This window comes from Posidoniimonas corsicana (assembly GCF_007859765.1).
In the GTDB taxonomy this organism is placed as follows: Bacteria; Planctomycetota; Planctomycetia; order Pirellulales; family Lacipirellulaceae; genus Posidoniimonas; species Posidoniimonas corsicana.
This window is the reverse complement of record NZ_SIHJ01000002.1, coordinates 103328-126113: the sequence shown is the minus strand read 5'-3', so window position 1 is coordinate 126113 and position 22786 is coordinate 103328. Positions and strand designations below refer to the sequence as shown.

19 protein-coding genes are annotated in these 22786 nt (G+C 69.1%); 13 read left to right on the top strand and 6 right to left on the bottom strand.

Annotation, left to right across the window (positions count from 1 at the left end; all coding sequences use genetic code 11):
• Positions 1 to 87: 87 nt before the first annotated feature.
• The 3 genes from KOR34_RS16610 to KOR34_RS16600 all read left to right on the top strand — a co-directional run bounded on the left by KOR34_RS16610 (position 88) and on the right by KOR34_RS16600 (position 4159).
• Positions 88 to 1680: a multiheme c-type cytochrome gene (locus tag KOR34_RS16610; RefSeq protein WP_146566245.1), complete on the top strand. Its 1593-nt coding sequence runs from the start codon at positions 88 to 90 to the stop codon at positions 1678 to 1680.
• A gap of 308 nt (positions 1681 to 1988) precedes the next feature.
• On the top strand, positions 1989 to 3008 hold the full coding sequence (locus KOR34_RS16605) for a YheT family hydrolase (protein WP_197531503.1): 1020 nt from the start codon (positions 1989 to 1991) through the stop codon (positions 3006 to 3008).
• A gap of 200 nt (positions 3009 to 3208) precedes the next feature.
• A complete protein-coding gene (locus KOR34_RS16600; RefSeq protein WP_146566241.1) occupies positions 3209 to 4159 on the top strand; it encodes a calcium/sodium antiporter in 951 nt (316 codons plus the stop codon).
• Positions 4160 to 4216: 57 nt separating this feature from the next.
• Here the strand turns inward: KOR34_RS16600 and KOR34_RS16595 are convergent, their stop codons facing one another.
• Positions 4217 to 5572, bottom strand: coding sequence for a PQQ-binding-like beta-propeller repeat protein (locus KOR34_RS16595; protein WP_228714671.1), 1356 nt, complete (start codon positions 5570 to 5572; stop codon positions 4217 to 4219).
• Between the two features lie 255 nt (positions 5573 to 5827).
• Here KOR34_RS16595 and KOR34_RS16590 point away from each other — a divergent pair, with 255 nt between their 5' ends.
• Entirely contained in the window at positions 5828 to 6766 is a 939-nt protein-coding gene (locus KOR34_RS16590) for an AraC family transcriptional regulator (RefSeq protein WP_146566239.1), read from the top strand.
• Positions 6767 to 6784: 18 nt separating this feature from the next.
• Here the strand turns inward: KOR34_RS16590 and KOR34_RS16585 are convergent, their stop codons facing one another.
• Positions 6785 to 8587 carry an NPCBM/NEW2 domain-containing protein gene (locus KOR34_RS16585; protein ID WP_146566237.1) on the bottom strand — a complete coding sequence of 601 codons (1803 nt, stop codon included), beginning with the start codon at positions 8585 to 8587 and terminating at the stop codon, positions 6785 to 6787.
• 264 nt (positions 8588 to 8851) lie between these two features.
• On the opposite strand from KOR34_RS16585, the gene KOR34_RS16580 reads away from it, so the two are divergent.
• Positions 8852 to 10915: a patatin-like phospholipase family protein gene (locus KOR34_RS16580; RefSeq protein WP_146566235.1), complete on the top strand. Its 2064-nt coding sequence runs from the start codon at positions 8852 to 8854 to the stop codon at positions 10913 to 10915.
• On the opposite strand, the gene KOR34_RS16575 is transcribed toward KOR34_RS16580, so the two are convergent.
• Complete coding sequence (locus KOR34_RS16575; RefSeq protein ID WP_146566233.1) at positions 10916 to 11827, bottom strand: ZIP family metal transporter; 912 nt, start codon at positions 11825 to 11827, stop codon at positions 10916 to 10918.
• Between the two features lie 114 nt (positions 11828 to 11941).
• Here KOR34_RS16575 and dtd point away from each other — a divergent pair, with 114 nt between their 5' ends.
• Both dtd and KOR34_RS16565 read left to right on the top strand, forming a co-directional pair.
• Positions 11942 to 12370 carry a D-aminoacyl-tRNA deacylase gene (gene dtd / locus KOR34_RS16570; RefSeq protein WP_315852860.1) on the top strand — a complete coding sequence of 143 codons (429 nt, stop codon included), beginning with the start codon at positions 11942 to 11944 and terminating at the stop codon, positions 12368 to 12370.
• A 30-nt stretch (positions 12371 to 12400) separates the two neighbouring features.
• Positions 12401 to 14194 carry an adenylate/guanylate cyclase domain-containing protein gene (locus KOR34_RS16565; RefSeq protein WP_146566229.1) on the top strand — a complete coding sequence of 598 codons (1794 nt, stop codon included), beginning with the start codon at positions 12401 to 12403 and terminating at the stop codon, positions 14192 to 14194.
• 205 nt (positions 14195 to 14399) lie between these two features.
• Here KOR34_RS16565 and KOR34_RS16560 read toward each other — a convergent pair whose 3' ends face one another.
• Entirely contained in the window at positions 14400 to 15431 is a 1032-nt protein-coding gene (locus tag KOR34_RS16560) for a metal-dependent hydrolase (RefSeq protein ID WP_146566227.1), read from the bottom strand.
• A 205-nt stretch (positions 15432 to 15636) separates the two neighbouring features.
• Between KOR34_RS16560 and KOR34_RS16555 the strand changes: the two genes are divergently transcribed.
• From KOR34_RS16555 to KOR34_RS16530, 6 genes are all read left to right on the top strand, one after another.
• Entirely contained in the window at positions 15637 to 16782 is a 1146-nt protein-coding gene (locus tag KOR34_RS16555; RefSeq protein WP_197531502.1) for an EF-hand domain-containing protein, read from the top strand.
• 263 nt (positions 16783 to 17045) lie between these two features.
• A complete protein-coding gene (locus tag KOR34_RS16550) occupies positions 17046 to 17240 on the top strand; it encodes a hypothetical protein (protein ID WP_146566223.1) in 195 nt (64 codons plus the stop codon).
• Positions 17241 to 17366: 126 nt separating this feature from the next.
• Complete coding sequence (gene ispH, locus KOR34_RS16545) at positions 17367 to 18332, top strand: 4-hydroxy-3-methylbut-2-enyl diphosphate reductase (RefSeq protein ID WP_146567254.1); 966 nt, start codon at positions 17367 to 17369, stop codon at positions 18330 to 18332.
• Positions 18333 to 18485: 153 nt separating this feature from the next.
• Positions 18486 to 18902 carry a secondary thiamine-phosphate synthase enzyme YjbQ gene (locus KOR34_RS16540; RefSeq protein ID WP_146566221.1) on the top strand — a complete coding sequence of 139 codons (417 nt, stop codon included), beginning with the start codon at positions 18486 to 18488 and terminating at the stop codon, positions 18900 to 18902.
• 64 nt (positions 18903 to 18966) lie between these two features.
• Entirely contained in the window at positions 18967 to 19311 is a 345-nt protein-coding gene (locus KOR34_RS16535; protein ID WP_146566220.1) for a DMT family protein, read from the top strand.
• Between the two features lie 15 nt (positions 19312 to 19326).
• The gene (locus tag KOR34_RS16530; protein ID WP_146566218.1) at positions 19327 to 20457 is read left to right on the top strand and encodes a DmpA family aminopeptidase; all 1131 of its coding nucleotides are present in this window, start codon (positions 19327 to 19329) and stop codon (positions 20455 to 20457) included.
• Here the strand turns inward: KOR34_RS16530 and KOR34_RS16525 are convergent.
• Entirely contained in the window at positions 20447 to 21184 is a 738-nt protein-coding gene (locus KOR34_RS16525; RefSeq protein WP_146566216.1) for an alpha/beta fold hydrolase, read from the bottom strand. The two genes, KOR34_RS16530 and KOR34_RS16525, sit on opposite strands and share 11 nt — an antisense overlap.
• 648 nt (positions 21185 to 21832) lie before the next feature.
• The gene (locus KOR34_RS16520) at positions 21833 to 22705 is read right to left on the bottom strand and encodes an ABC transporter permease (RefSeq protein WP_228714670.1); all 873 of its coding nucleotides are present in this window, start codon (positions 22703 to 22705) and stop codon (positions 21833 to 21835) included.
• Positions 22706 to 22786: the final 81 nt, after the last annotated feature.

Below are 22786 nucleotides of genomic sequence, written 5' to 3'. Positions count from 1 at the left end.
GCTTTGCCCGGCCCGCTGGCATCCGCTATCCTCCGGGACTACGACCCGAACTACTCACCCACCGTGACGCGACCCTCGGAGCCGGCGATGCCCGACGTTTCTCGAAGTTCTGCCGGCGCCCGCTTGCGCGTGCTGTTGTCGCTGTCACTGCTGGCGGTGGTTTGCTACGCGGGCAGCGTGATCGCCGACACCAGCGGCGCCGAAGCCCCCGCCAAGCCCGGCTACGCCGAGAAACGCCCGCTGCCCGACAAGCACGCCAAAGTCGACCCGATTAAGGCCAACGGCCCGATCTTTGTCGACTGGACCAAGCCCGACCTGACGCTGGTGCTGACCGGGGCCCAGGACGGCTACATGGAGCCGTGCGGCTGCGCGGGCCTGACCAACCAGAAGGGCGGCCTGAAGCGGCGCCACACATTCCTCAAGGGGCTCGAGGCCGAGGGCTGGAACCCGGTTGCGCTGGACGCCGGCGGCCAGATCAAGCGTTTCGGCCAGCAGGCCCAGATCAAGCTCCGCCGCTCGCTCGAGGCGCTGGTCGCGATGGACTACCAGGGCGTGGCGTTCGGCAGCAAGGACCTGCGGATGGACCTGCTGGGCGTGCTGATCAACTTCGACCCGGAACAGAACCCGATGGTCAGCGCGAACGTCGGCATCTTCGGCTTCGACCCGGCGTTCAGCCGCCGCTACAAGGTGATTGAGCGGGGCGGCTTAAAGGTCGGCTTCACGTCGGTGCTGGGCAAGAAAGAGATCGCCCAGCTCGGCAAGCTCACCGACGTCGACCTGCTGGACCCGGAGGAGGCGATCAAGCAGGTCGTGCCGAAGATGATGGAGGAGCACTGCGACCAGCATGTGCTCTTGGTGCACGGCTACCCGGACGAGGCCGCCGAGCTGGCCAAGCACTTCCCCGCGTTCAACTGGGTGGTCGCCGGCCTGGGCTCGGACGTGCCCACCATCGAGGCCCGCCAGGTCGAGGGCGCCAAGGCGCGGCTCATCGAGGTCGGCCACAAGGGCATGTACGCGGTGGCGATCGGCCTGTACAAGGACCCCAACGCCGCGGCCCGCTACCAGAGCGTGCCGATGGACCACCGGTTCGAGGACTCGGACCAGATGCAGCAGATGCTCGTCGAGTACCAGGACGAGCTCAAGACCATGACCCTCAAGGGCCTGGGCATCCGCGCGGTGGCCCACCCCCGCGGGCACGAGTTTGCCGGCTCGGCCGTTTGTGGCGACTGCCACACCGAGGCGATGGAGGTCTTCGAGAACACGCCGCACTCGCACGCCACCAAGACGCTGGTCGAACTCGACCCGCCGCGGCACTTCGACCCCGAGTGCCTGAGCTGCCACGTCACGGGCTGGAGCCCGCAGAAGTACGTGCCGTTCAACTCCGGCTTTGTGAGCCTGCAGGCCACGTCGCACCTGAACGCCAACGGCTGCGAGAACTGCCACGGCCCGGCCGCCCGCCACGTGGCGGCCGAGAACGGCGACATCGACGCTACCGACGAGCAGATCGAGGCCCTCCGCCAGGAGCTGCACATGGAGCTGGTGGAGAACGAGGGCAACAAGGACGGGCAGAAGCTGGGCGAGGTGGTCAACAACTGCCTGCTCTGCCACGACGAGGACAACTCGCCGGACTTCGACTTCCAGCTCTACTGGCCGCACGTCGAGCACCACGGCAAGGACTGACCCCTCCCGCCGGCACAGCGGGGCGTCACCCCCGCCCCAGCTAGCAGCGTTTCCCCGGCCGGCTCAGGCGCCCGGCGACGCACAGCCCGCGCGTCAGCTAGGTCCGGCGCTGGCGGGGCACAATTCGGCGGATTCGGGGCGGATCTTCTCTTCGCGGCCGCGCCCCGGCGGTTATGTTTGCACGCCGGAGGCCGCCCTCTTTTCGGGGTCCCGACCTGGTGGTCTGGGCTGCTTGGCGTGCCCCTCCGGATTGCGTAGGCTGGTTCCAGCTAGCATCTTCAGAGGTCCAACAGAGGAAGAGACGTCCCTTGGTAGCTGCTTCGCGATTGCTGCAACGATTCCGCCCCCACCCGCTGGTCTGGGGCGGCAACGCCCAGACCCTGTTTGCGGCGCTGTTCCCCTGGGAGGCCGGCCCGTACAAGGCGGTCCGCCGGCTGGTGGACCTGGAGGACGGCGACCGGCTGATGGTGCACGACGACTGCCCCCGCGGCTGGAACGACGCCAGCCCCTCGGCCCTGCTGGTGCACGGCCTGGGCGGCTCGCACGCCAGCCCGTACGTCGAACGCGCCGCGGCGAAGCTCAACGCCGAGGGCGTCCGCACGTTCCGCATGGACCTCCGCGGCTGCGGCGCCGGCGAGCCCTACGCCCGCGGCGGCGCCCACTGCGGCAGCTGGGATGACGTCCGCGCCGTGGTGGAGCATGTCAGCGAGCTGGCGCCCCGCTCGCCGCTGCACCTCATCGGCTACTCGCTCGGCGGGTCGCTCGCGCTGAACCTGGCCGGCGAGCTGGCCGAACAACGCTGCGGCACGCTGCACAGCGTGATGGCGGTCTGCCCCCCGGTCGACCTGCACGCGGTCGACAAGTCGTTCAGCCGCGGCGCCGGCAGGGCGTACTCACGCCACTTCGCGCGCATGATGTGGAAGCAGATCACCCACCGCCTAGAGACGATGCCCGACCCGCCGTACGTGGACACGTCACGGGTGCCGCGGCACATCCGGCAGCTCGACGAGCAGATCACCGCGCCGCTGCACGGCTACGCCAGCGTCGAGGAGTACTACAACCACGCCAGCGCCGGTCCCCGGCTCGGCCGCATCAAGCTGCCGACGCAGATCATCGCCGCCGCGGACGACCCGGTCATCCCGGCCGACGCGCTCTCGGCGTTCAGCCTCAGCAGCGCCATCGAGGTGGTGGTCACCAAGGGCGGCGGTCACCTCGGCTTCTTCGGCCGCTTCGGCGACGACCCCGACCGCCGCTGGATCGACTGGCGCGTGGTGGAGTGGGTCCGCGGTCAGCACCGCGCCGCTAGCTCTCAGCTTGCGATGGCGTAGCCCCAACCGCCGGCGGGAGTCCTGTCCCGTGTTGGCGCACTGATTCTCAACGACTCGACTCGGCGGGGCTCGTCCCCGCCGAGTTTCGTTTTGGGCTGGTCTGCTACCCCGCGGTGGTGGGCAGAGCCGGGGCCGCGGGCGGTCTAATAATCTATGTGCGGGGCTCTTCGTCCGGCCCGGTCGGCGTGCTAATTTGAGGCATGGTAACGCTGCAATTCTTGGGCGGCCTGTCGCTGCTGATCGCGGGGGCGGAGCTGTTGGTGCGTGGCGCCAGCCGGCTGGCCGCCGCGGTGGGCCTGTCACCGTTGGTCATCGGGCTGACGGTGGTGGCGTTCGGCACCAGCGCCCCGGAGCTGGCGGTGAGCGTCAAGGCGTCGGTGTCCGGCCAGGCGGACGTGGCGCTGGGCAACGTGGTCGGCAGCAACACGTTCAACGTGCTGGCTATCCTGGGTGTGGCGTCGCTTATCGCACCGCTGGCGGTCTCGTCGCAGCTCGTGCGGCTGGACGTCCCCGTGATGGTTGTGGCGTCGGTGCTGGCGTGGTGGCTGGCCAGCGACGGCGTGATCAGCCGGGCCGACGGGCTGCTGCTGGCGTCGCTGTTCGCAGCGTACACGGTCGCGCTGCTACGCATCGGCAAGCAGGAGTCGCTGACACTAGCGCAACAAGACTCCGATCAGGCCGGCGCGGGCCGGATGATGCTGAAGGCGGCGGCTGCAGCGGTTATTGGGCTCGGCATGCTGGTCGTCGGCGCCCGGCTGCTGGTCGACGCGGCCGTCGCGATGGCGACCGCCGCCGGCGTCAGCGAGGTGCTGATCGGCTTGACGATCGTGGCGGCCGGCACCTCGCTGCCCGAGGTGGTCACGTCGGTGGTCGCCAGCCTCCGCGGCGAGCGGGACATCGCGGTCGGCAACGTGGTCGGCAGCAACCTGTTCAATCTGCTGTGCGTGCTGGGCGTCGCGGGCATGGCGTCGCCGGCGGGCGTGCCGGTCGCGCCGGCGGTGCTGCGATTCGACCTGCCCGTGATGACGGCCGCCGCCGCCCTCTGCCTGCCGATCTTCTTCACCCGCTTCACGATCGACCGCTGGGAGGGCGCCGTATTGCTCGGCCTGTACGTCGCCTACGTCGGGTGGCTGGCATCGTCGGCGATGTAGCCGCTGAGGCAGTCGGCTGGCGCCACCGCTACGCGTCGCAGCCCTTCCTCCAGGCGATCAACCGCCCGACGCCGCCGCGCTGACGTCGTAACAGAGCAGCAGGCCCTGGTCGCGGATGTAGAGCCGGCCGTTGGCGACCACCGGGTGCGCCCAGGCGGGCTTGTCGGTGCGCTGCGGCTGCTCGAACCGGCCATGGGTGATCAGCTCGTCGCGGTTGGGCTCGATCAGCAGCACCTCGCCGTCCTCGCTGCGGAGATAGATCCGCCGGTCGGCGTAGAGCAGGGCGCCCTTGGGCGCGTCGCGGTCGCGCCACAGCAGCTCGCCGGACGGGAAGTCCAGGCAGGCCAAGAACCCGCCGCCGTTGCCGCCGTTCGCGCCGTACAGCGCGTTGTCGATCACCAGCATCCCGCCGTGGTGGTTCTGCATGTTGGACGAGAAGTAGACCTCCTCGGCCTCGACGCCGCCCTGGCCGTCGGGGCTGAGCCGCACGGCGCCGCCGCCGGTCCCGTAGGCCGAAGCGGCGAACGCCAGGCCATCATGGAAGATAGGCGTGGAGCAGTTGATCCGCATGGCGTTGGCCGGGTGGTCGTACCGCCACAGCAGGCGGCCGTCCTCCGCATCGACGCCGACCAGCGCCAGCCCGGTGAACTGCAGGTACTGCCGCCGGCCGTCGAAGTCGATCGCGATCGGAGAAGAGTACGCCGCGCCAGACGGCGGGCCGAGGTCGAAACCGCGCCGGCGACGCCGCCCGCCCTCCTGCTCGTCCCCGTCGCCCGCCGGTTTCTCGGCCTCGGGGACGACCGTGGTCCAGATCGTCTCGCCGGTCAGCTTGTCGAGCGCGGCGATCGTCGCGTCCTTGCCGCCGGGCGTGCAGATCACGCGGCCGCCGTCGACCAGCGGCGACTCGCGGTAGCTCCAGGCCGGCACGACGCCGCCGAACTCTTCGGTCATGCTCCGCCGCCACAGCACCTCGCCGTCGGCGGCCCGCAGGCAGGCGACCGTGCCGCCCATGCCAATCACGTACAGGCGGTCGCCGTTGACGGTCGGCGTGCAGCCGGGGCCTTCTTTCGATTGGGGGAACCGCTGATCGAACGCCGGCCCCAGCGGGCTGGCCCACAGCGGGCTGCCGTCGGACTCGTTGAGCGCCCACACCACCTCTTCGTCGCCGCGGTTGCTCATGCCGTACAGGCGCCCGTCGGCGATGGCGGGCGCGCTGTCGCCGCCGCCGAGCTCCTCGACCTGCCAGGCGAGCTTGGGTCCGCCCTCGGGCCATTCCTGCAGCAGGCCGGTCGCGGCCGACGCAGCGTCGCGGTTGGGGCCCTGCCACTGGGGCCAGTCGCCGCCCGCGGCCGAGTCGGCGAGCGACGGGGTGGCGAGCATGCAGAACGCTAGGCAGAGGGCGGGGCGGGTCATCGGCTGACTCCTGGTTCCAGGTGGGGCGGCTTGGTGGGTCAGACGTGATCTGAGATCGCGCGGCAACCACCCAGTCCGGTGGTAGAAAAATACAGCGATCCAGAGGAACGCCACAATCGCTTGTTAGCACAGCAACTTGGATCTTACGCGATACACCAGGAGAAGGAGTAGAACGATCCTCGCCGAAACTATAATGATCCTCTATCCGTCGGCTTCAGATGTGCACTCCGCGTTTCGCCGCGTTACGATGCAGTTATGAACCAGGATCTACCAAGCGCCGCCACCGACCGGGTGCAGGATGATACCCAAGAACTGGCGGACCGGATCGCCGCCCGGCACGCCGAAGACGGTCGGCTGGAGGTGCAGCCCGGCCTGTTCTTCAACCGTGGCAGCCAGGCCGGCCAGAGGGTGCACGCGCTGGTTGAGCCATCGTTCTGCGTGATTGCCCAGGGCAGCAAGGAGATCATGCTGGGGGCCGAGGCGTTCCGCTACGACCCGGCGCACTACCTGATCACGACGCTGAGGCTCCCGCTCACCGGCGAGGTGGTCGACGCGTCGCCCGAGCGACCCTACCTCAGTTTCCGCCTGGTGCTCGACCCCGCAATGGTGACCTCCGTCATTGTCGAGTCGGGACTTGTCGAACCGCAAGCGGACGCCGGGCAGCGGGCCGTAGACGTGAGCCCGCTGGGGGGCGACCTGCTTGACGCGGTGCTGCGGCTGGTGCGACTCACCGAACAGCCGGACGCGTACGCGGTTCTCGCTCCGCTCGTCACGCGGGAGATCGTCTACCGGCTGCTGGTGGGCGCGCAGAGCGGTCGCCTGCGCCACCTCGCGAAGCTCGGCGGCCACTCGCACCGCATCGCCGAGGCGATCGAGACCATCCGCAACAACTTTGACAAGCCGCTGCGGGTGGAGGGGGTGGCGAAGCAGCTAAGCATGAGTGTGTCTGGATTCCACGCGCAGTTTAAGAACGTCACGGCTATGAGCCCGCTGCAGTTCCAGAAGAACCTGCGGCTGCAAGAGGCCCGCCGGCTGATGGTGAGCGAGAACCTGGACGCCGCCCAGGCGGGGTTTTCCGTCGGCTACGAGGACGCTTCCCACTTTAGCCGCGAGTACAAACGGCACTTCGGCAACCCTCCCAAGCGGGATGTGGAAGCAATCCGTGAAAGGGCGTCGGTCGGCGGTCGAAACTGATTAGGGCCGACGCGGCGTTCATTCCCCAACCGGCGACAACCGGTACAGCCCGGCCGCGTGCAGCGGGAGCGAGCGGCTGAACGCGCCCTCGACTTCGCCGAGGTCCTCGCCGCTCCACAGGTCGCGCACGGCCGCCTTGCCGGTGATGCCGAGCTCGGCGAGCGGCACGGCGACCTCCGCGGCGTCGGCGACGCCGTTCTCGCCCTTGTCGACCAGCACGCCGAACACGGCCGACCCGCGGTGGGTCATCACGCCGGTGGCGGTGAAGCGGTCGTAGCCGTCGGGCAGGTCGTAGATGATGGTCGACTCGGCGTGCGTGCCGATCCCCTTGGCGGGCTCGCCGTTGACGCGCAGCGGGCGGCCCTCGCAGGTGCGGTCGACGCGGGTCTCGCCCCAGCCGGCCGAGGCGTGGCTCCACTCGAGGTCGGTGAGCGGCAGGTCGCCGTCGGGGCCGTGCAGCGTGGGTTCGACCCACGCTGCGTGGTCGTACGAGAAGCCATCGCCGCCGTCCTTAACGAACAGCACCAGCCGCTTGCCCCCCTCGACCGACACCTCCACCTCCTGCGACTTGCCACGGCCGGCGATGACCGGGCTGGTGTAGTTGGCGTCGCCGAAGTCGATGGAGTCGCCCTTGCTCTGGGCGTTGAACAGGGCCACGTACTTGTCGCGTCCGTTCTCCGCGTCGGCCGTCCAGACGATCAGGTTTTTCTCACGCGACACCTGGCGGTTGCGCGTGCTCGCCTGGTTGACCTTCAGCACCTCGGCGTTGGTGAGCAGCGCGAGCGTCGGCTCGTCCAGGCGGGTCATGTCGCCGCCGAAGATGAGCGGCGAGCGGGCGATGCTCCACAGCGTCATGAGCGTCTGCTGCTCGTCGGCGGTGAACTTGGTCGGGCGGCCGAACTCGACGTAGCCCAGGGGGATCATGTCGGCGTCGGGCCATGCGCCGGGCCGGCGGTAGGGCGTCCACGCGTCGACGCGTTCGAACATGGCGTGCAGCAGCCCCCAGCGGTCCCAGAAGTCGTCGGTGATCCGCCACAGGTTGGCGTGCCGCATCACGTGCGGCCCGGCGGCAACCGGCGTCGCGCCGGGCGAGAGGCTCAGCACGATCGGCCGGCCGGTTTTGTCGATCGCCTTGCGGATCGCCTCGATCTCGGCGCGCTGCACCTCGTCGTACGGGCGGGAGATGTCGTCGACCTTCACGTAGTCGACGCCCCAGTCGGCGTACATCGCGAACAGCGAGTCGTAGTACGCCTGGCCGCCCGGCTTTGTCGCGTCGACGCCGTACATGTCGGGGTTCCAGGGGCAGGTCGAGCTGGTCACGGCGATGTCCTGCGCGCGGACGTCCGTTCCCAGCACGGGCGTGTTCGCCTTGACCGCCTGCTTGGGGATGCCCCGCATGATGTGGATGCCGAACCGCAGCCCTTTGGAGTGCACGTAGTCGGCCAGCGGCTTGAAGCCCTTGCCGTCGGCCGCGGAGGGGAACTTCTTCAGGCCCGGCGTCAGGCGGCCGTGGCTGTCCATCGTCAGCTCGGCGCCCGGGCGGTACACGTGGCCCACGGAGTTCGGCTCGTACCACTGGATATCGACGGTCAGCACGTCGTAGCCGGCGGGCAGCAGGTGCTCGGCCATCGCGTCGGCCTGCTCTCTGGTCTGCTGCTCGGTGACGGTGGTGCCGAAGATGTCCCAACTATTCCAGCCCATCGGCGGCGTGGGGGCGAACTCCCAGTAGGCGGGGTCGTTGGAGGCCGCGTCGTCGGCTGTGGCGGCCGTGCAGTAGGTCCCTAGGCTGAGAAGCAGAATGAGCAGCGGTGCTTTGGTCATAGGGGGCTCTCGCGGTGGAATCGCCGTCAATCAGATCCGAAACCATCCATTGTACCGAAGTTCCGAACGTTTTGGCGGGGAGTTTTCGCAGAGGTTCCTGCCGCCGATCACCTCATTTCCGGCTGGGCAGCGGAGCGGCCCTGACCCCTCAACCAGCCCGCGGTGCGGGTTTTCTTCGATCGCCAGCAGCGTTGAACTAGACTACAGAAAGGGGACTCACTTTCCAAAGATCACCAATCTCGTGCAGCTTGAGGAACTATTTCAATGCCTAAGCTGGGCCTAGCGCTATCAGGGGGAGGGTACCGCGCAACGTTGTTCCATCTGGGGGTGGTCCGGTTCCTTAGGGACGCGGGCCAGTTGCAGCACGTGACGGATGTCGCGTCGGTGTCGGGCGGCAGCATCCTGGCGGCCCACCTGGTGCTGAATTGGGACCGCTACAACGGGGGCGACGAGCAGTTCGACGAGGCCGCCGCCGAGGTAGTGCGGTTCGTGCAGTCGGACGTGCGAAACTTTATTGTGCGTCGCTTGCCGCTGCAGTACCCGCTGCGCCTGCTGGCGAAGCTGACGCGTCTTGAAGTGCGCAACCTTACGCCTAACGCGATCCTCGAACACTGCTACGAGAAACGCTTGTACGGCGACCGCTGCCTGTACGAGCTGCCCGCGCAGCCGATGCTGCACATGCTGGCGACCAACGTCAGCAACGGCGGTCTGTCCGTGTTTAACCGCGACGGGCTGTACATCCAGCAGCGCCCGGAAGGCGGCGAGGTGCGGTTCGAGTTTGTGCCCGCCCGCATGGCGAGCATCCCCCGCGTGGTGGGCGCGTCGTCCGCGTTCCCCGGCCTGTTCCCGCCGGTGGAAGTAACGGCCGCCGACCTGGGCGTCCGCGAGGGGGAGTTCCCCACCGAATACTTCACCGACGGCGGCGTGTTCGACAACCTGGGGATCCGCGCGTTCTCGTGGCTCAAGAAGAACGGGCAGGAGTTGGAGCAGGTGGTGGTCAGCGACGCGGGCAAGCCGTTCCAGATTCTCAGCGACACCGCGCTGGGGTTCATCGGCCAGTCGGTGCGGGCGACGGACATCCTGTGGGACCGGGTCTGGCAGCTGGAGCGGGAGAACTTTGGCAAGCAGGACGGGTTCGTCTTCGTGCCGATCACCGAGATGGTTGACGAGGACGAGCAACCTTGCCTGCACCCGGTTGTGCAGGCCGAGGTGCAGTCGATCCGCACCGACCTTGACCGATTCTCCGACGAAGAGGTCAACGCGCTGGCGCAGCACGGCTACGAGGTAGCCCACAAGGTGTGGCGGGAGCACGCCGGCCCGGATTCCGAGCCGGTTGCCGCATCACAAGGGTGGGCGCCGGTCGCCGACAAGCGGCTGCCCGGCGTAGACACGCCGCGCCGTGCCGCGGGGGTGGGCGCCTCGGCGCCGACAGAGATCGCGCGGAGGCTGCGTGGTTCGGCGGTCAGGCGGGTCTGGTCGCGGCTGCTGGACCCGCGTGACTGGCCGTCGTACCTGTACCTTGCGGTAGCCGCCCTGCTGCTGGTCTACCTCCCGCTCAAGGTCTACCAGCTGTACGACCGCGCCCAGACCCTCACAACCGTCAACGACGCCATCGCCCAGGGCGACCCCGACATCCGTCGCGTGCTGGAACTCGTGACCGAAAGGCCGCAAACGGACTGGGACACGCTGCCCGTGGGCGACGCCGCTGAGCGCGCGCCGTTGGACTACGACGGCCTGGAGGTCCTCAGCCACAGCCGGATCATCGATCTGCGGGGCTGGCGCCCGCTGGAACGCGACGCCGATCGGAGGGGCAGGGTGTACCTGCACGACCGCGTCCGCTTGCGTTTGAAGGATTCGTACCAGGGGGACCGCCGCGTGACGCTGTTCATGCCGCTGGCGTCTGACCAGGTAGAGTTCGCGCAGCCGCCCGGCGCGCGTGCGGTCACCATCCGCAGGGTGACCAAGAAGTTTGCAGAACGCGGCGTAGAGAAAACGCCCTACGAATTCGAGTTCGACCTGCAGGACGTGACGGTCGGCGAGCCAGTAGTCCTTGAGCTGGAGCTGCTGGTCGACGTCCCCCAGGACAGGTCCCGCGTCCAGTTTGCAACGCGGCTCACGACCGACCTGGTGTCGATGTGGATGCTGTTCCCGGAAGATCGCCCGTACCGTACGTACAACCTTGTCCAGTACCCCGCCGACCGCAGCGAGGCGCCGACCATCCTCGACTCGCGTTATAAGATCGACCACCCCTACGGCTCGCTGATCGGCTGGTCGGCGGTCAACCCGCCGATCGGCAACATCTACGAGTGCCGCTGGAGCTACGAGTAGCTAGCTCGGCTCTGCAGTGACGGCGGCGGCGCCCAATCCGCCGCCCGGCTCAACCGGACCGTGCGTGTGCTGCTCGAACCGGCAGGCGACCCACGCCACGGCCAGGCCGAGCAGCAGCGCGGCCGACAGCTTGAAGCGGTCGTGGTGGTGGAACTGCAGCTCGGGGAGCAGGTCGGACATCGAGATGCACAGGAACATGCCGGCGCTGAACGCCAGCGCCGACCCGGCCGCGGCGTTGGCCGCCTCGTGCCCGTTGACGGCGCCGAGGTAGAACAGCACCGCGCCCAGCGGCACCGCCAGCGCGAACGCCGCGTTCGCCGCCGCCTGCGCGGTCGCCGACCGGCCCCCGCGGGCCATCAGCATCGCGATGGTCATCGAGTCGAACGGCTTGTGCAGCACGATCGCGACGAACACGCCCAGCCCGGCCCACGCGCCGCCGGTCTGGTTGTGGAACACGCTGGCCGCCAGCGCCACGCCCGCCAGCACGCTGTGCAGCGTGAGGCCGAAGATGGCGCCGCCCCACGACAGGTCGTGCGAGTGGTCGCTGTGGGCGTGGCCGTGCTCCTCGCAGGCGATCGGGCCGGCGTGGTCGTGGTCGTGGTCGTCGTCGGGCAGGTCGTGGTGGTGGAAGCAGAAGAACCGCTCGACGAAGAACATCGCCAGCCATCCGACCAGCGCCCACTGCAGCGGGCCGAGGAAGCGGTTGGGGCCGCTGCCGGTGGCGGCGGCCGTGTCGAGCGCGTGCGGCAGCAGGTGCAGCAGCGCGACGCCCAGCATCACGCCGGCGACCAGGCTCACCGCGCACTCCATCCAGCGGTGCGTCAGCCGCAGCCAGCCCGGCAGCATCCCGCCCAGCACCGAGGCAAGCAGGATCGCCACGCAGTAGTACGCTAACAGGACAATCGGCGGCATCGGCTTCGTGCGGCGACCCGGGTGCGGTAGGATAGGGGCAAGCCCCTCATGGTAACCCGCGGGCGGCCGGTTCCCTATCCCCTCAGCCCAGGCCCAGAAGACTTGAAAGCGGTAGTGCAACGCGTCAGCTCGGCGGCGGTGGTGGTCGAGAGGGAAACGGTCGGCGCCGTCGACGCGGGCCTGATGGTGCTGCTGGGCGTGGGCCACGGCGACGACGCGGCGGCCGTCCGCTGGATGGCCGACAAGCTGGTCGGCCTGCGGATCTTCGAGGACGACGATGGCAAGATGAACCGCTCGCTGCTCGAAGTTGGCGGCCAGATGCTGGTGGTCAGCCAGTTCACGCTGTTCGGCGACTGCAAGAAGGGCCGCCGGCCGAGCTTTGTCGACGCCGCCCCGCCAGAACTTGCCGAGCGGCTCTACGAGGAGTTCGTCGCCGCGGTGCGGGCGCACGGCGTGACGGTCGGGACCGGGCGGTTCCGCACGCACATGGAGGTCTCGCTCACGAACGACGGCCCCGTTACGCTGATTGTTGAGTCCCCCTGAGTCTTCTCTCTGCAGGCGTGTTGCTATCGCATGGCTGAACTAGTGGCGATCGGCGGCGGCTCGAACCAGCAGTCACGGTTCGTGCTCGCCGAGGGCGAGGAGGTGCTGCTGGGCCGCGCGCCCCGGAGCGGCTGCGCCACGCCGTGGGACCGACTGATCTCGCGCGAGCACGCCCAGCTGCGGATGGAAGCGGGGCGGCTGGTCGTCACGGCGCTGCCCACCGCCCGCAACCCAATCTTCCACGGCGACCGCCCCTCGAGCGAGTTCTCGCTCTCGCCCGGGCAGCAGTTCCGCATCGGCGAGACCAACTTCTTCTTCGAGTCGGGCGAGCCGACCGACGACGGCCAGCCGGTCGTGGCCGAGCACGTGCTGGGCGACGAGGTGCTCACCTCCGAGCGGTTCAGCAACCCCGCCAGCTGCCTGCACGCGCTGTGCAAGATGCCGGAGCTGATCGCCCAGAGCCGCGACGACGCGCACCTGGCCGAGCAGGTGGTCGACCTGCTGCTGGACACCATCCGCGGCGCGGCGGCCGCCGCGGTGATGCAGTTCGACAGCCCCGCGGGCGGCCCGACCGGCGACCCCACGGCCGACGCCTCGCTGATGCGGTGGGACTGCCGCGACGCGTCGGTCGTCCGGTTCCGCCCCAGCCGGCGTCTGATCGCCGCGGCTCTCGACCGCCAGCAGAGCGTGGTGCACCTGTGGGCCGACGACAGCGAGGTCGACGATAACTTCACCCTCAACAACGACCTCGACTGGGCCTTCTGCACGCCGATCCCGGTCGGGCCCGGCGAGTGGTGGTGCCTGTACGTCAGCGGGCAGCGGCGGTTCGCCGGCCTGCGCGAGGTCGGCTCGCCCCAGGACCTGATCGGCGAGCTGCGCACCGCCGAGCTGGTGGCGCGGTTCCTCGGCTCGGTGCGGCAGGTGCGGTCGCTCGAACAAGAGCGGCGGCAGATGCGGCAGTTCTTCTCGCCCGCGGTGATCGAGCAGCTAGCCGACCGCTCGCTGGACGACGCGCTCGCCCCCCGCAGCGGGCCGGTGAGCGTGCTGTTCTGCGACGTGCGCGGCTTCAGCCGCAAGGTCGAGGCCGCCGGCGACCTGCACGCGCTGCTGGACCAGGTGAGCCACGCGCTGAGCGCCATGACCCGCAGCATCCTGAAGTACGAGGGCGTGATCGCCGACTTCCAGGGAGACGCCGCGCTGGGCTTCTGGGGCTGGCCCAGCGACAACGACGAGGGCCCCCTGCTGGCCTGCCGCGCGGCGGCCGCCATCAGCCAGACCTTCGCCGCCGCGCAGGCGGACCCGGCCGACCCGCTGTACGGCTTCCGCGTCGGCATCGGCGTGGGCCATGGGCAGGCGATCGCCGGCCGCATCGGCGCGTTGGAGCAGATCAAGGTCGGCGTGTTCGGGCCGGTGGTGAACCTGGCGTCGCGGCTGCAGGACCTGACCAAGCAGGTGGGCGTGCCGATCCTGCTCGACGAGGCCACCGCCGACGCGGCCCGTGGCCCGCTGGGCGGCGAGTCGCTGCGCCGCCTGGGCCGTTTCCGCCCGCCGGGCGTGGACTCGGCGGTGGGCGTGTACACGCTCGAGTCAGCCGCGCCGCTGCCGACCGCGCACCGCCAGGCGTACGACGCCGCGGTCGCGGCGCTGGAGCAGGGCGACTGGACCGCCGCCGCGGACCTGCTCTCCCAGACGCCGCCCGACGACCCGTGCTCGGTGTTCCTCCGCGAGGTAGTCCGCGGCGCCGACGGCCCGCCAGAGAGCTGGGACGGCGTGCTGTCGATCGAGCGGCAAGGATCGGTCAGCTTCAAAACCGACGCCACCTAGCCGCATCCATCGCACCAGCCGACGGATTACATCCGTCGGAGAACTAGTGCAGTTCCGTCGCCGCAGAGGAGCGTTCACCCGGGGTGTCCAATGGCCGTAGACCCTCGGCTTCACGCGCGTTGAGAAACGGGGACTGGCTCGACGTACGCGGCCGGTTAGCCCGAGGCGCTTGTCGGAATGCGACTTGCCTGTACCCGATTATCGACTACCGTTGGTTCCACCCGCCGCCGTAGCCCGGCTGCTGCGCGGTGGGCGACTGGTAGTTGTACCGCGGCGGCGGTGGGGCGTAGCCGCCGTTGTTGGGCGTGAAACCGCCCTGCGGCTGGGCGGGGGTGATCGGCGCGAAGGGCTGGCGTGGTTGGTGGGGCTGCTGCCCCCACGCCGGTTGCGACGGCTGTTGCGGCGCCGCCCCCCAGCCGGCCTGACCCTGATTGGGCTGGCCCTGGTTGGACTGGCCCCACCCCAGCTTCTCAGCGGCGGCCTGGCCCCACGGCTGCTGGCCCTGCTGCGGCAGGCTGGGGACGTGCTCTTGGGCGAAGCCGCGGACCTCCTCGCGCAGCGCCTGGATCTTGCCGGCCGCCTCGGGGTGGTTCTCACGGAAGCGTTGGCGGACGGCGGTGTCGCCGAAGATCACGGCCATCACCGCGATCAGCTTGGCGTAGGTCGAGAAGTTGGCCCACGGGCTCTTGCCCCAGAACTTGACCGCGGTGCCAAACGACTTCTTGAACCGTGGCACCACGCCGCGCGTGTCGACGCTGTACACCTCGTCCAGCACCAGGTGGCTCATCGTCCCCAGGAACACGGCGAACGCCTTGAAGTACTTGAGCGACAGGTCGTTGGTGCCGGTGATCAGGAACGCCAGCCCCGCGAAGATCAGCGCCGCGGGGATGCTGTGCCACATGCCGCGGTGCACGGAGAAGCGGCCGATCAGCTTCGACAGACCAAACCGGATGCCGAAGTACAGCCCGGCGGCCGACAGCACCATCTGGTCGTGGGTGAGGTTGAACTCCTGGAAGCGGTGGACCATCAGCATCGGCACGATGGCGGCCGCGAAGCCCATGGTCTCGCGGCGGGGGATGCCGGAGTCGCTGTCCACGTCCGGCAGCATGCCCGACACGCCGCACAGCCCGCCGGCCACCAGCGAGGTGCTCATGTCCACGCCCGCTGTCATGCCGGCGAACGCGTAGCCGCAGCCCAGCACGCTGCTGAACGTGACGTGCGTCTTGAAGTCGGCCATGGCGGACGGGTCCGGGAGAGCTGGGAAACCCGGGGAATGTACGGGAAACGCCGCGAGCGCGGAAGGCGGATCGGGCGGGCGCCCGCTAGCAGTCAGAACCCGCAACGGCGTAGGGGGTTACAATGGAAGAGGGCGGCGGGCCGACGGTTCGCGCGCCTCCACCAATTGTCTATCGACCAAGCGAGTCGTTGGTATGAGCACCGCAATGCGACGAACCACACGCCTGGCGGCCGGGTGCCTGCTCCTGTCCGCCCTCACCGCGTCGGCCGATCAGGCGAGCGACCAACTCTTCGCCCGCCTGGACGGGAACTCAGACCAGGTGCTCGATCCAGCGGAGGTCGACGCCGAGCACCGCCGGCTGTTCGACCGCCTGCTGCGCCGCGCCGACCAGGACGGCGACGGCCGGCTCACGCCCGCCGAGTTCGCCGCCGGACTCACCCCCAGCGAGCCCCCCAAGCCGATCGTCGATGAGCCTGTCGACTCCAACCCGGGCGCCGACGCGCTGCGGCTGCTCCTGCTGAAGCTCGACGCCAACCGCGACGGCATGCTGACCAAGGCGGAAGCGCCGACGCAGCTGGCCGACGCGTACGACCAGCTGGCCCGGGTCGTCGACCAGGACGACAACAACATCATCATCTACCGCGAGCTTATCCAGGCCGCCCGCCCGGCGACGCAGGCCGCCGTGCGCATCGCCCGCAGCGAGCGGTGGGACGTCCAACGCGAGCTGAAGCGGATCGCGGCCGAGCAGGGCGACGACGCCAAGCGGTTCGACTCGGCGCCCAACCGGCGTGACGCGCTGGCCAGCGGGCCGCGGATGGAGGACCTGTTCAAGCAGCTCGACGCAAATGGCGACGGCCGGCTCGAGCCAGCCGAGCTGCCCGAGCAGTACCGCGACCAGCTAGAACGGCTGGTCCGCGCCGCCGATCGTGACAACAGCGGCGATGTCACCCTCGCGGAGTTCCAGTCCCAGGCCCGCCGCGCGGCCCGGCTGCTCGCGCTGACGGAGTCACGCCAGCGCGACAAGAGCGACGCGGGCCAGATGGACGACGCGATGATGATGGGCGCCGACGCGCCCGACAACCGCGCTCCCCGGCGGCAGGCCGACGGCCCGGCCCCGACAAAGCCGGGTGCGGCGCAGCCGGACCCGCGGCGGGTAGTCGCCGCCATGGACCGCAACGGCGACGGCATGATCCAGGCCTCCGAAGCGACCGGCGCTCTGCAGCGGCGGTTCGAGCGGCTCGACGCCAACGCCGACGGCCAGCTCGACCCACGCGAGCTGCGCCGCGCGGCACGGCAGCTCCAGCGCGGACGCACCGACCGCCTGCGGGAACGCGGCGACGCCCGGCCCTAGCCCCACAGCCCCCGGATTTCTAGTTGGCGGTCTCCGCGCGCCAACTATGATATTCGTGTGGCGGGCGTGCAATCTTCCCGTCGGACGCGGAAAGTTCTGGTGCGGTTCTCCCGCCCGCCGGAACAACCTGAATTCCGCCCCGAACCCGGAAACATCGCGCCCTGTCCTGCGTATAAGAACACGGACCGCACCGGTTCCCCCCTGTCAGTCACGCCACGGACTGAAGCCGGAATGGTCTAGCGAACAGCAGGCAAGAGGACGTCATGACTACCCAGCCCCTCCCCGAAGAGCAGGACCACCCGCTCGTTGACCTCGAGCAGGAGTGGTTCCAGCCGATCCTGCTTCCCCTTGAATCCTACAGCGACTTCGCCCAGGACCTGGACGACCAGCTCGCTGAACTGGAACGCCGCTTCCCCGCGCCGACGCGACCGGCGGCCGACCCGTTCGACCGGGCGTAGAGGGTCTTAGAACGCCCTGCGGCCTCCGGTTTCTCGCTTGCCGCCGCCGGCCTACAATGGGGGCAGGCGGCACACGTGTGTCGCGACCTCCCCCGACTGGACGCTGACCGAGGCGTGCGACGACGTATGAAGGTGCTGCTGGCGAGCCCGCGTGGATTCTGTGCGGGCGTGAATATGGCGATCGAATCGCTGGAGCTGGCGCTGGCTTCCTTCGGCCCGCCGATCTACGTCTACCACGAGATCGTCCACAACCGGTACGTGGTGTCCCACTTCCGCGACCGCGGCGTCACCTTCCTGGATGACGTGGACGACGCGCCCGAGGGCTCGACGCTGCTTTTCTCGGCGCACGGCGTGTCGCCCCAGATCCGCCAGGCCGCCCGTGAGCGGAACCTGACCGCGATCGACGCCACCTGCCCGCTGGTCACCAAGGTCCACCTCGAGGCGATCAAGTACGCCAAGCAGGGGTACACGATCCTGCTGATCGGCCACGAGGGGCACGACGAGGTGATCGGCACCATGGGCGAGGCGCCCGAGGCGACCCTGCTGGTCGAGACCCCCGAAGACGTCGACCGCCTGGAGGTGGCCGACGAGACCAAGGTGGCGTACCTCACCCAGACCACGCTCAGCGTCGACGACGCCAACCGCATCATCCAGCGGCTCCGCGAACGCTTCCCGCACATCGCCGCGCCGCCGAAGTCCGACATCTGCTACGCCACCTCCAACCGCCAGGAGGCGGTCGCCAAGCTGGCCGCCCAGGCGGACCTGACGCTGGTGCTCGGCAGCCAGAACAGCTCCAACAGCGCGCGGCTGGCCGAGCTCTCGGTCGAGTGCGGCACGCCCGCCCACCTGATCGACGGCGCCGGCGACATCGACCCCGCCTGGCTCGACGGCGTCGAGACCGTGCTGGTGACCGCCGGCGCGAGCGCACCCGAAACCGTGGTTAACGAGTGCCTCGACTTCCTGGCGGACCGCTACGGCGCGACCGTCGAGCCGCAGGTGATCCGCACCGAGAGCGTGTCGTTCCCGCTGCCGCGTGAGCTCCGCGCGCACGCCGAGAAGCACGACGTGACCAGCGTGCTGACGCGGCCCTGACCGCGGCGAGGCTAACGCAAGCAACCGGGCGACCCGTAGCCCCCGGCTCCGCCGGGGGATGACTACTCAGCGCGACGTGTCGCCAACGCGATCCCCCGGCAGAGCCGGGGGCTACGAGCAACACTGGGCTTGGCCGGATAGGAGCGGCGCAGCATGGTCCACCAAGAAGAGTTCATCATCGAGACCAGCGGCCACCGCGACATGCACGACCTTACCGAGCGGGTCGGCAAGGTGGTGGCCGCGTCGGGCGTCACGACCGGCACGGCCCAAGTGTTCAATGTCGGCAGCACCGGCGTGGTGGCGGCCATCGAGTTCGAGCCCGGCCTGGCGGCCGACCTGCCCGAGCTGCTCGACCGCCTCATCCCGCCCGGCCGCGACTACGGGCACGAGCAGGCGTGGCACGACGGCAACGCCCACTCGCACCTGCAGGCGACCTGGCTGGGGCACTCGTTCAGCTTTCCGGTGGCGCACGGCGCGCCGGTGCTGGGGACCTGGCAGCAGGTCATCCACCTGGAGTGCGACGTGAACCCCCGCCGGCGGAGGATCGTGGTGACCGTGATCGGCGAGTAGCGGGCGGCGGCCGCCGACGCTACAACGGAGCGGTCCTCGCCCCGCCCCCTCCCGCACCGTCGCCGTGTCGCCCTACCTCTCCACCGTCCTGTTGCTGGTCTGCAGCAACGTGTTCATGACCTTCGCCTGGTACGGCCACCTGCGTGGCATGAGCGGCAAGCCGTGGCTGCTGGTCGCGCTGGCGAGCTGGGGCGTCGCGCTGTTCGAGTACCTGCTGCAGGTGCCGGCCAACCGGATCGGCTACACCGTGATGGACGTCGGCAAGCTGAAGGTGCTGCAGGAGGTGATCGCGCTGTCGGTGTTCGCGCCGTTCGCGGTCCTCTACCTGCGGCACAAGCTGACCTGGGACTACCTGTGGGCGTCGCTCTGCATCGCTGCCGCCGCGTACTTCATCTTCCGCAAGCACTAACCCACAAGCAGAGGCATGCCCCGCTCTAGCTCACGAATCGTGCTGATTACCATCGCCGGGTTGCTCGTCACTGAACCTACGGCCGCGCAACGCCCCCGTGCACGCGAGCTGGGCGTCACGCCGGGGCGGTTCGAGCCGGGCCGGCACAACGCGATCACCGACGTCGCCGGCGTGCGGGTGGGGCACGCCACGCTCAACCAGGGCGACTCGCTCCGCACCGGCGCCACCGCCGTGATTCCCCACGCGGGCGATCTTTACCAGAGCAAGGTCCCGGCCGCGGTGGCGGTAGGCAACGGCTTTGGCAAGTTGGTGGGCGTCACGCAGGTGGACGAGCTCGGCCAGCTCGAGACGCCCCTCCTGCTCACCAACACGCTCAACGTGTGGGAGGCGGCCGCCGCGCTCGTCGACCGCACCCTCGCCGCGCCGGGCAACGAAGCGGTGCGGTCGGTGAACCCGGTCGTCGGCGAGACCAACGACGGCTGGCTCAACGACATCCGCTCGCGGCCGCTGACCGCCGGGCACTTTGCCCAGGCGCTCGACGCCGCCCGCGGGGGGCCGGTCGCCGAGGGCTGCGTCGGCGCCGGCGCCGGCACGACAACCATGGGCTACAAGGGAGGCATCGGCACCTCGTCCCGCGTGTTGCCGGCCGACGCGGGAGGGTTCACGGTCGGGGTGTTGACGCAGACCAACTTCGGCGGCCGGCTCACCATCGCCGGCCATCCCATCGACCCGCCGCCCGCCCACGCCCGGTTTGAACCGGCCGAGCCGCCGGTCGAGTACGGGTCCTGCATGATGATTGTCGCGACCGACGCGCCGCTCTCGGCGCGGCAGCTCAAGCGGCTCGCCCGCCGTGCGCTGGTAGGCATGGCCCGCACGGGCGCCAACTTCTCGCACGGCAGCGGCGACTACGTGGTCGCGTTCTCCACCCACGAGTCGGTCCGCATCCCGAACGACCCGGCCGGCGTTACCCGCGCGACGCTGGTTGTCGAGGAGTCGCGGCTCACCCCGCTGTTCGAGGCGACCGCCGACGCCACCGAGGAGGCGATCTACAACGCGCTGCTCCAGGCGACCACCACCACCGGCCGCGACGGCCACACCGCGCACGCGCTGCCGGTCGACCTGGTGAAAGAGGCCCTCAAGCAGTAGGTCCGCCGGCAATGAGTCCCTCCCCCTGCGGGGGAGGGGACTGAACGATGCCGTGACGCTCCCACCACTGCTCAATCGTCCGCAGCGACTCTTGCGGATGGGTCTGCACCAGCAGGTGCGGACCGGGCAGCTTGACCCGCTGGCTGCCCGGGATGTGGCGCTCGATCCGCCGCGAGTTGTACGGCCAGACAAACACATCATTGGCGCCGTGCAGCACCAGTGTCGGCGCGGTGATGCGGGCCGCCCGGCGGGTGGCGTCGGTGCGGTAGAGCAGGCGGAAGCGTCCCGCCACGAGCCGGGGGTCGAGCCGGCCGACGATCGAGCGGGTGAGGTCGCGCAGCTCTGGGCTGGAGTCGCCGTCTACCAGCAGCAGGCTGGACAGCACCCACGGCGGCCGCACCTTCACCTGGGTCACGCCGCATGTCAGCGGCCCCATCGGCAGCTTCAGGAATGTGTTGACCAGCACCAGCCCGACCAGGTTGTCCGGCCGTGTGGCCGCGTAGAGCGCCGCGAACATGCCGGAGAACGACTCGGCCAGCAGCACGTACGGCCGGTCCGTGGGTGTGCTGTCGGCGATGGCCGCCAGGACCGACTCGGCGGTCGGCGAGCAATCGTCCGGGTAGTGCGTGGCGGTGTGCGGCGCATTGCCCAGCGCGTCGGTGAACGGCCGGTACAGTTCCGGCGTGCCGTGCATACCGGGCAGCAGGTGGAGGTGGGGCAGAGGCATCGGGTTGATTCGGGGCGGCGATTCAAATTCAGACGCGGCTGCAAGGTATCATAGGCACGATGGGTGTTGGAACTCACCACTTTCTGCACTGTGGGTGCGGCGGGGCTATCCCGTTTACTGTGGGCCAGTGCGGCGGGCGCGTCGTGTGTCCTTCGTGCGGCGCGGAACAGGTCGCTCCCTCGCTAACGCAGCTGAATGATCCCCTCTGCGCTGCGCCGGGGGACGCTGCTGCAGAAAGACTCGATCTATTCCGAGCCGTTCACGCTCCCCCGCGATGACGAGCTCTAGCCCGCGGGCGGTCGCCGTTCGCTTGCTCGTTAACGACGATCACACCGTTTCGTCATAGAAACCGGCCACCTAGAGTGGTCCAATGGGTGGTGCACTGGCGTGAACTTAGTCGGCGGCCGCGATGGCGGCTTGGGCCGCTGTTCTCTGCTGCGCGGTCGTGCCGACGGTCGCGCGAAGGGGTTTTGTCCCTTATTGGCCTTGCTTGCGCGCAGAAACGGACAAAACCCTGGGTCGCATTCCCGCCTTCGCACGGCAGACACTGCAATACAAGCGTGAAATGTGACGAGAGGGGGAAATGCCCCCGGAGTTTTGTCCGCTCCGCGCGTGTTTTCGGACAAAACAAATCGGGCACAACCCGCGTCAGCTGCTGGCGCTGCGGTAGCTGGACAGCGCCCGCTGGAAGATCCAGCGGCTGAAGATCAGCGCCACGGCCGTGGCGGCGGCGCCGTAGAGGGCGAGCTGCGCGTACTTGGGGTCGAGCGGCTTGGCCATCAGCCCGGCGGGGACGTTGATCACGATCAGGATCGGCACGATGTAGGTGAACACGAACTGCAGCGGGTCGCCGACCGGGCCCTGGTAGATCTCCATCGGGTAGCGGGAGAAGTTGGTGATGTAGAACCAGAAGTCGTACAGCGACTGGTTGCGGCCCAGCCAGATGCTGGTGGCGGCCAGCGTGATCATGATGCTGTACAGGATCGCCACGCCGGCGATCACGTACGCCGGGTAGAGCACGAACGACCACACGCTGGCCGGCCGGCCCTCGAGCTGGCTCAGCGAGTACGCCAGCAGGATCAACGCGATAAAGAAGTTGCCCAGCGACGACCAGCTGATCTTCCGCATCGACAGCATGAATTGCGCGTCGACCGGCTTGAGCAGCACGAAGTCGAGCCCGCCGGTGCGGACCAGCTCGCTCAGCTCCTGGGCGTTGGGCATGAACAACGCCTGCACCAGGCTGTTGACGAACATCGTGGTGGCGATGAACACGAAGAACTCGTACTTGGTCCAGCCCTCGATGGTCGCCGGCCCGGACGAGTTCTCGCCCAGCAGGCCGTACACCAGCGCGTAGAACCCCAGGTTCATGACCATCCAGGTCATGCTGCTGACCATCTCGATCAGGAAGTTGGAGCGGAACGTCATGTCCCGGATCAGGCTGTTGCGCGCGAACGTCAGGAACAGCTTGGGGTACAGGAGTATCTGGGATCTGGGATTGCGGATTTCGGATTGGCGGGTCACGGGCGGCCTCCCGGGGCGCGCGAGCGGAGCGTCCCGAACGGCGCCGTACGCTTGCTAATCCGCGATCTGCAATCTGCAATC

What these genes read in the sequence shown, in the direction of transcription:
- KOR34_RS16610 (WP_146566245.1), top strand. Translation starts at nt 88, where the DNA reads ATGCCCGACGTTTCTCGAAGTTCTGCCGGCGCCCGCTTGCGCGTGCTG.
- KOR34_RS16600 (WP_146566241.1), top strand. Translation starts at nt 3,209, where the DNA reads ATGGTAACGCTGCAATTCTTGGGCGGCCTGTCGCTGCTGATCGCGGGG.
- KOR34_RS16595 (WP_228714671.1), bottom strand. Translation starts at nt 5,572, where the DNA reads ATGACCCGCCCCGCCCTCTGCCTAGCGTTCTGCATGCTCGCCACCCCG.
- KOR34_RS16590 (WP_146566239.1), top strand. Translation starts at nt 5,828, where the DNA reads ATGAACCAGGATCTACCAAGCGCCGCCACCGACCGGGTGCAGGATGAT.
- KOR34_RS16585 (WP_146566237.1), bottom strand. Translation starts at nt 8,587, where the DNA reads ATGACCAAAGCACCGCTGCTCATTCTGCTTCTCAGCCTAGGGACCTAC.
- KOR34_RS16580 (WP_146566235.1), top strand. Translation starts at nt 8,852, where the DNA reads ATGCCTAAGCTGGGCCTAGCGCTATCAGGGGGAGGGTACCGCGCAACG.
- KOR34_RS16575 (WP_146566233.1), bottom strand. Translation starts at nt 11,827, where the DNA reads ATGCCGCCGATTGTCCTGTTAGCGTACTACTGCGTGGCGATCCTGCTT.
- KOR34_RS16565 (WP_146566229.1), top strand. Translation starts at nt 12,401, where the DNA reads ATGGCTGAACTAGTGGCGATCGGCGGCGGCTCGAACCAGCAGTCACGG.
- KOR34_RS16560 (WP_146566227.1), bottom strand. Translation starts at nt 15,431, where the DNA reads ATGGCCGACTTCAAGACGCACGTCACGTTCAGCAGCGTGCTGGGCTGC.
- KOR34_RS16555 (WP_197531502.1), top strand. Translation starts at nt 15,637, where the DNA reads ATGCGACGAACCACACGCCTGGCGGCCGGGTGCCTGCTCCTGTCCGCC.
- KOR34_RS16550 (WP_146566223.1), top strand. Translation starts at nt 17,046, where the DNA reads ATGACTACCCAGCCCCTCCCCGAAGAGCAGGACCACCCGCTCGTTGAC.
- ispH (WP_146567254.1), top strand. Translation starts at nt 17,367, where the DNA reads ATGAAGGTGCTGCTGGCGAGCCCGCGTGGATTCTGTGCGGGCGTGAAT.
- KOR34_RS16540 (WP_146566221.1), top strand. Translation starts at nt 18,486, where the DNA reads ATGGTCCACCAAGAAGAGTTCATCATCGAGACCAGCGGCCACCGCGAC.
- KOR34_RS16530 (WP_146566218.1), top strand. Translation starts at nt 19,327, where the DNA reads ATGCCCCGCTCTAGCTCACGAATCGTGCTGATTACCATCGCCGGGTTG.
- KOR34_RS16525 (WP_146566216.1), bottom strand. Translation starts at nt 21,184, where the DNA reads ATGCCTCTGCCCCACCTCCACCTGCTGCCCGGTATGCACGGCACGCCG.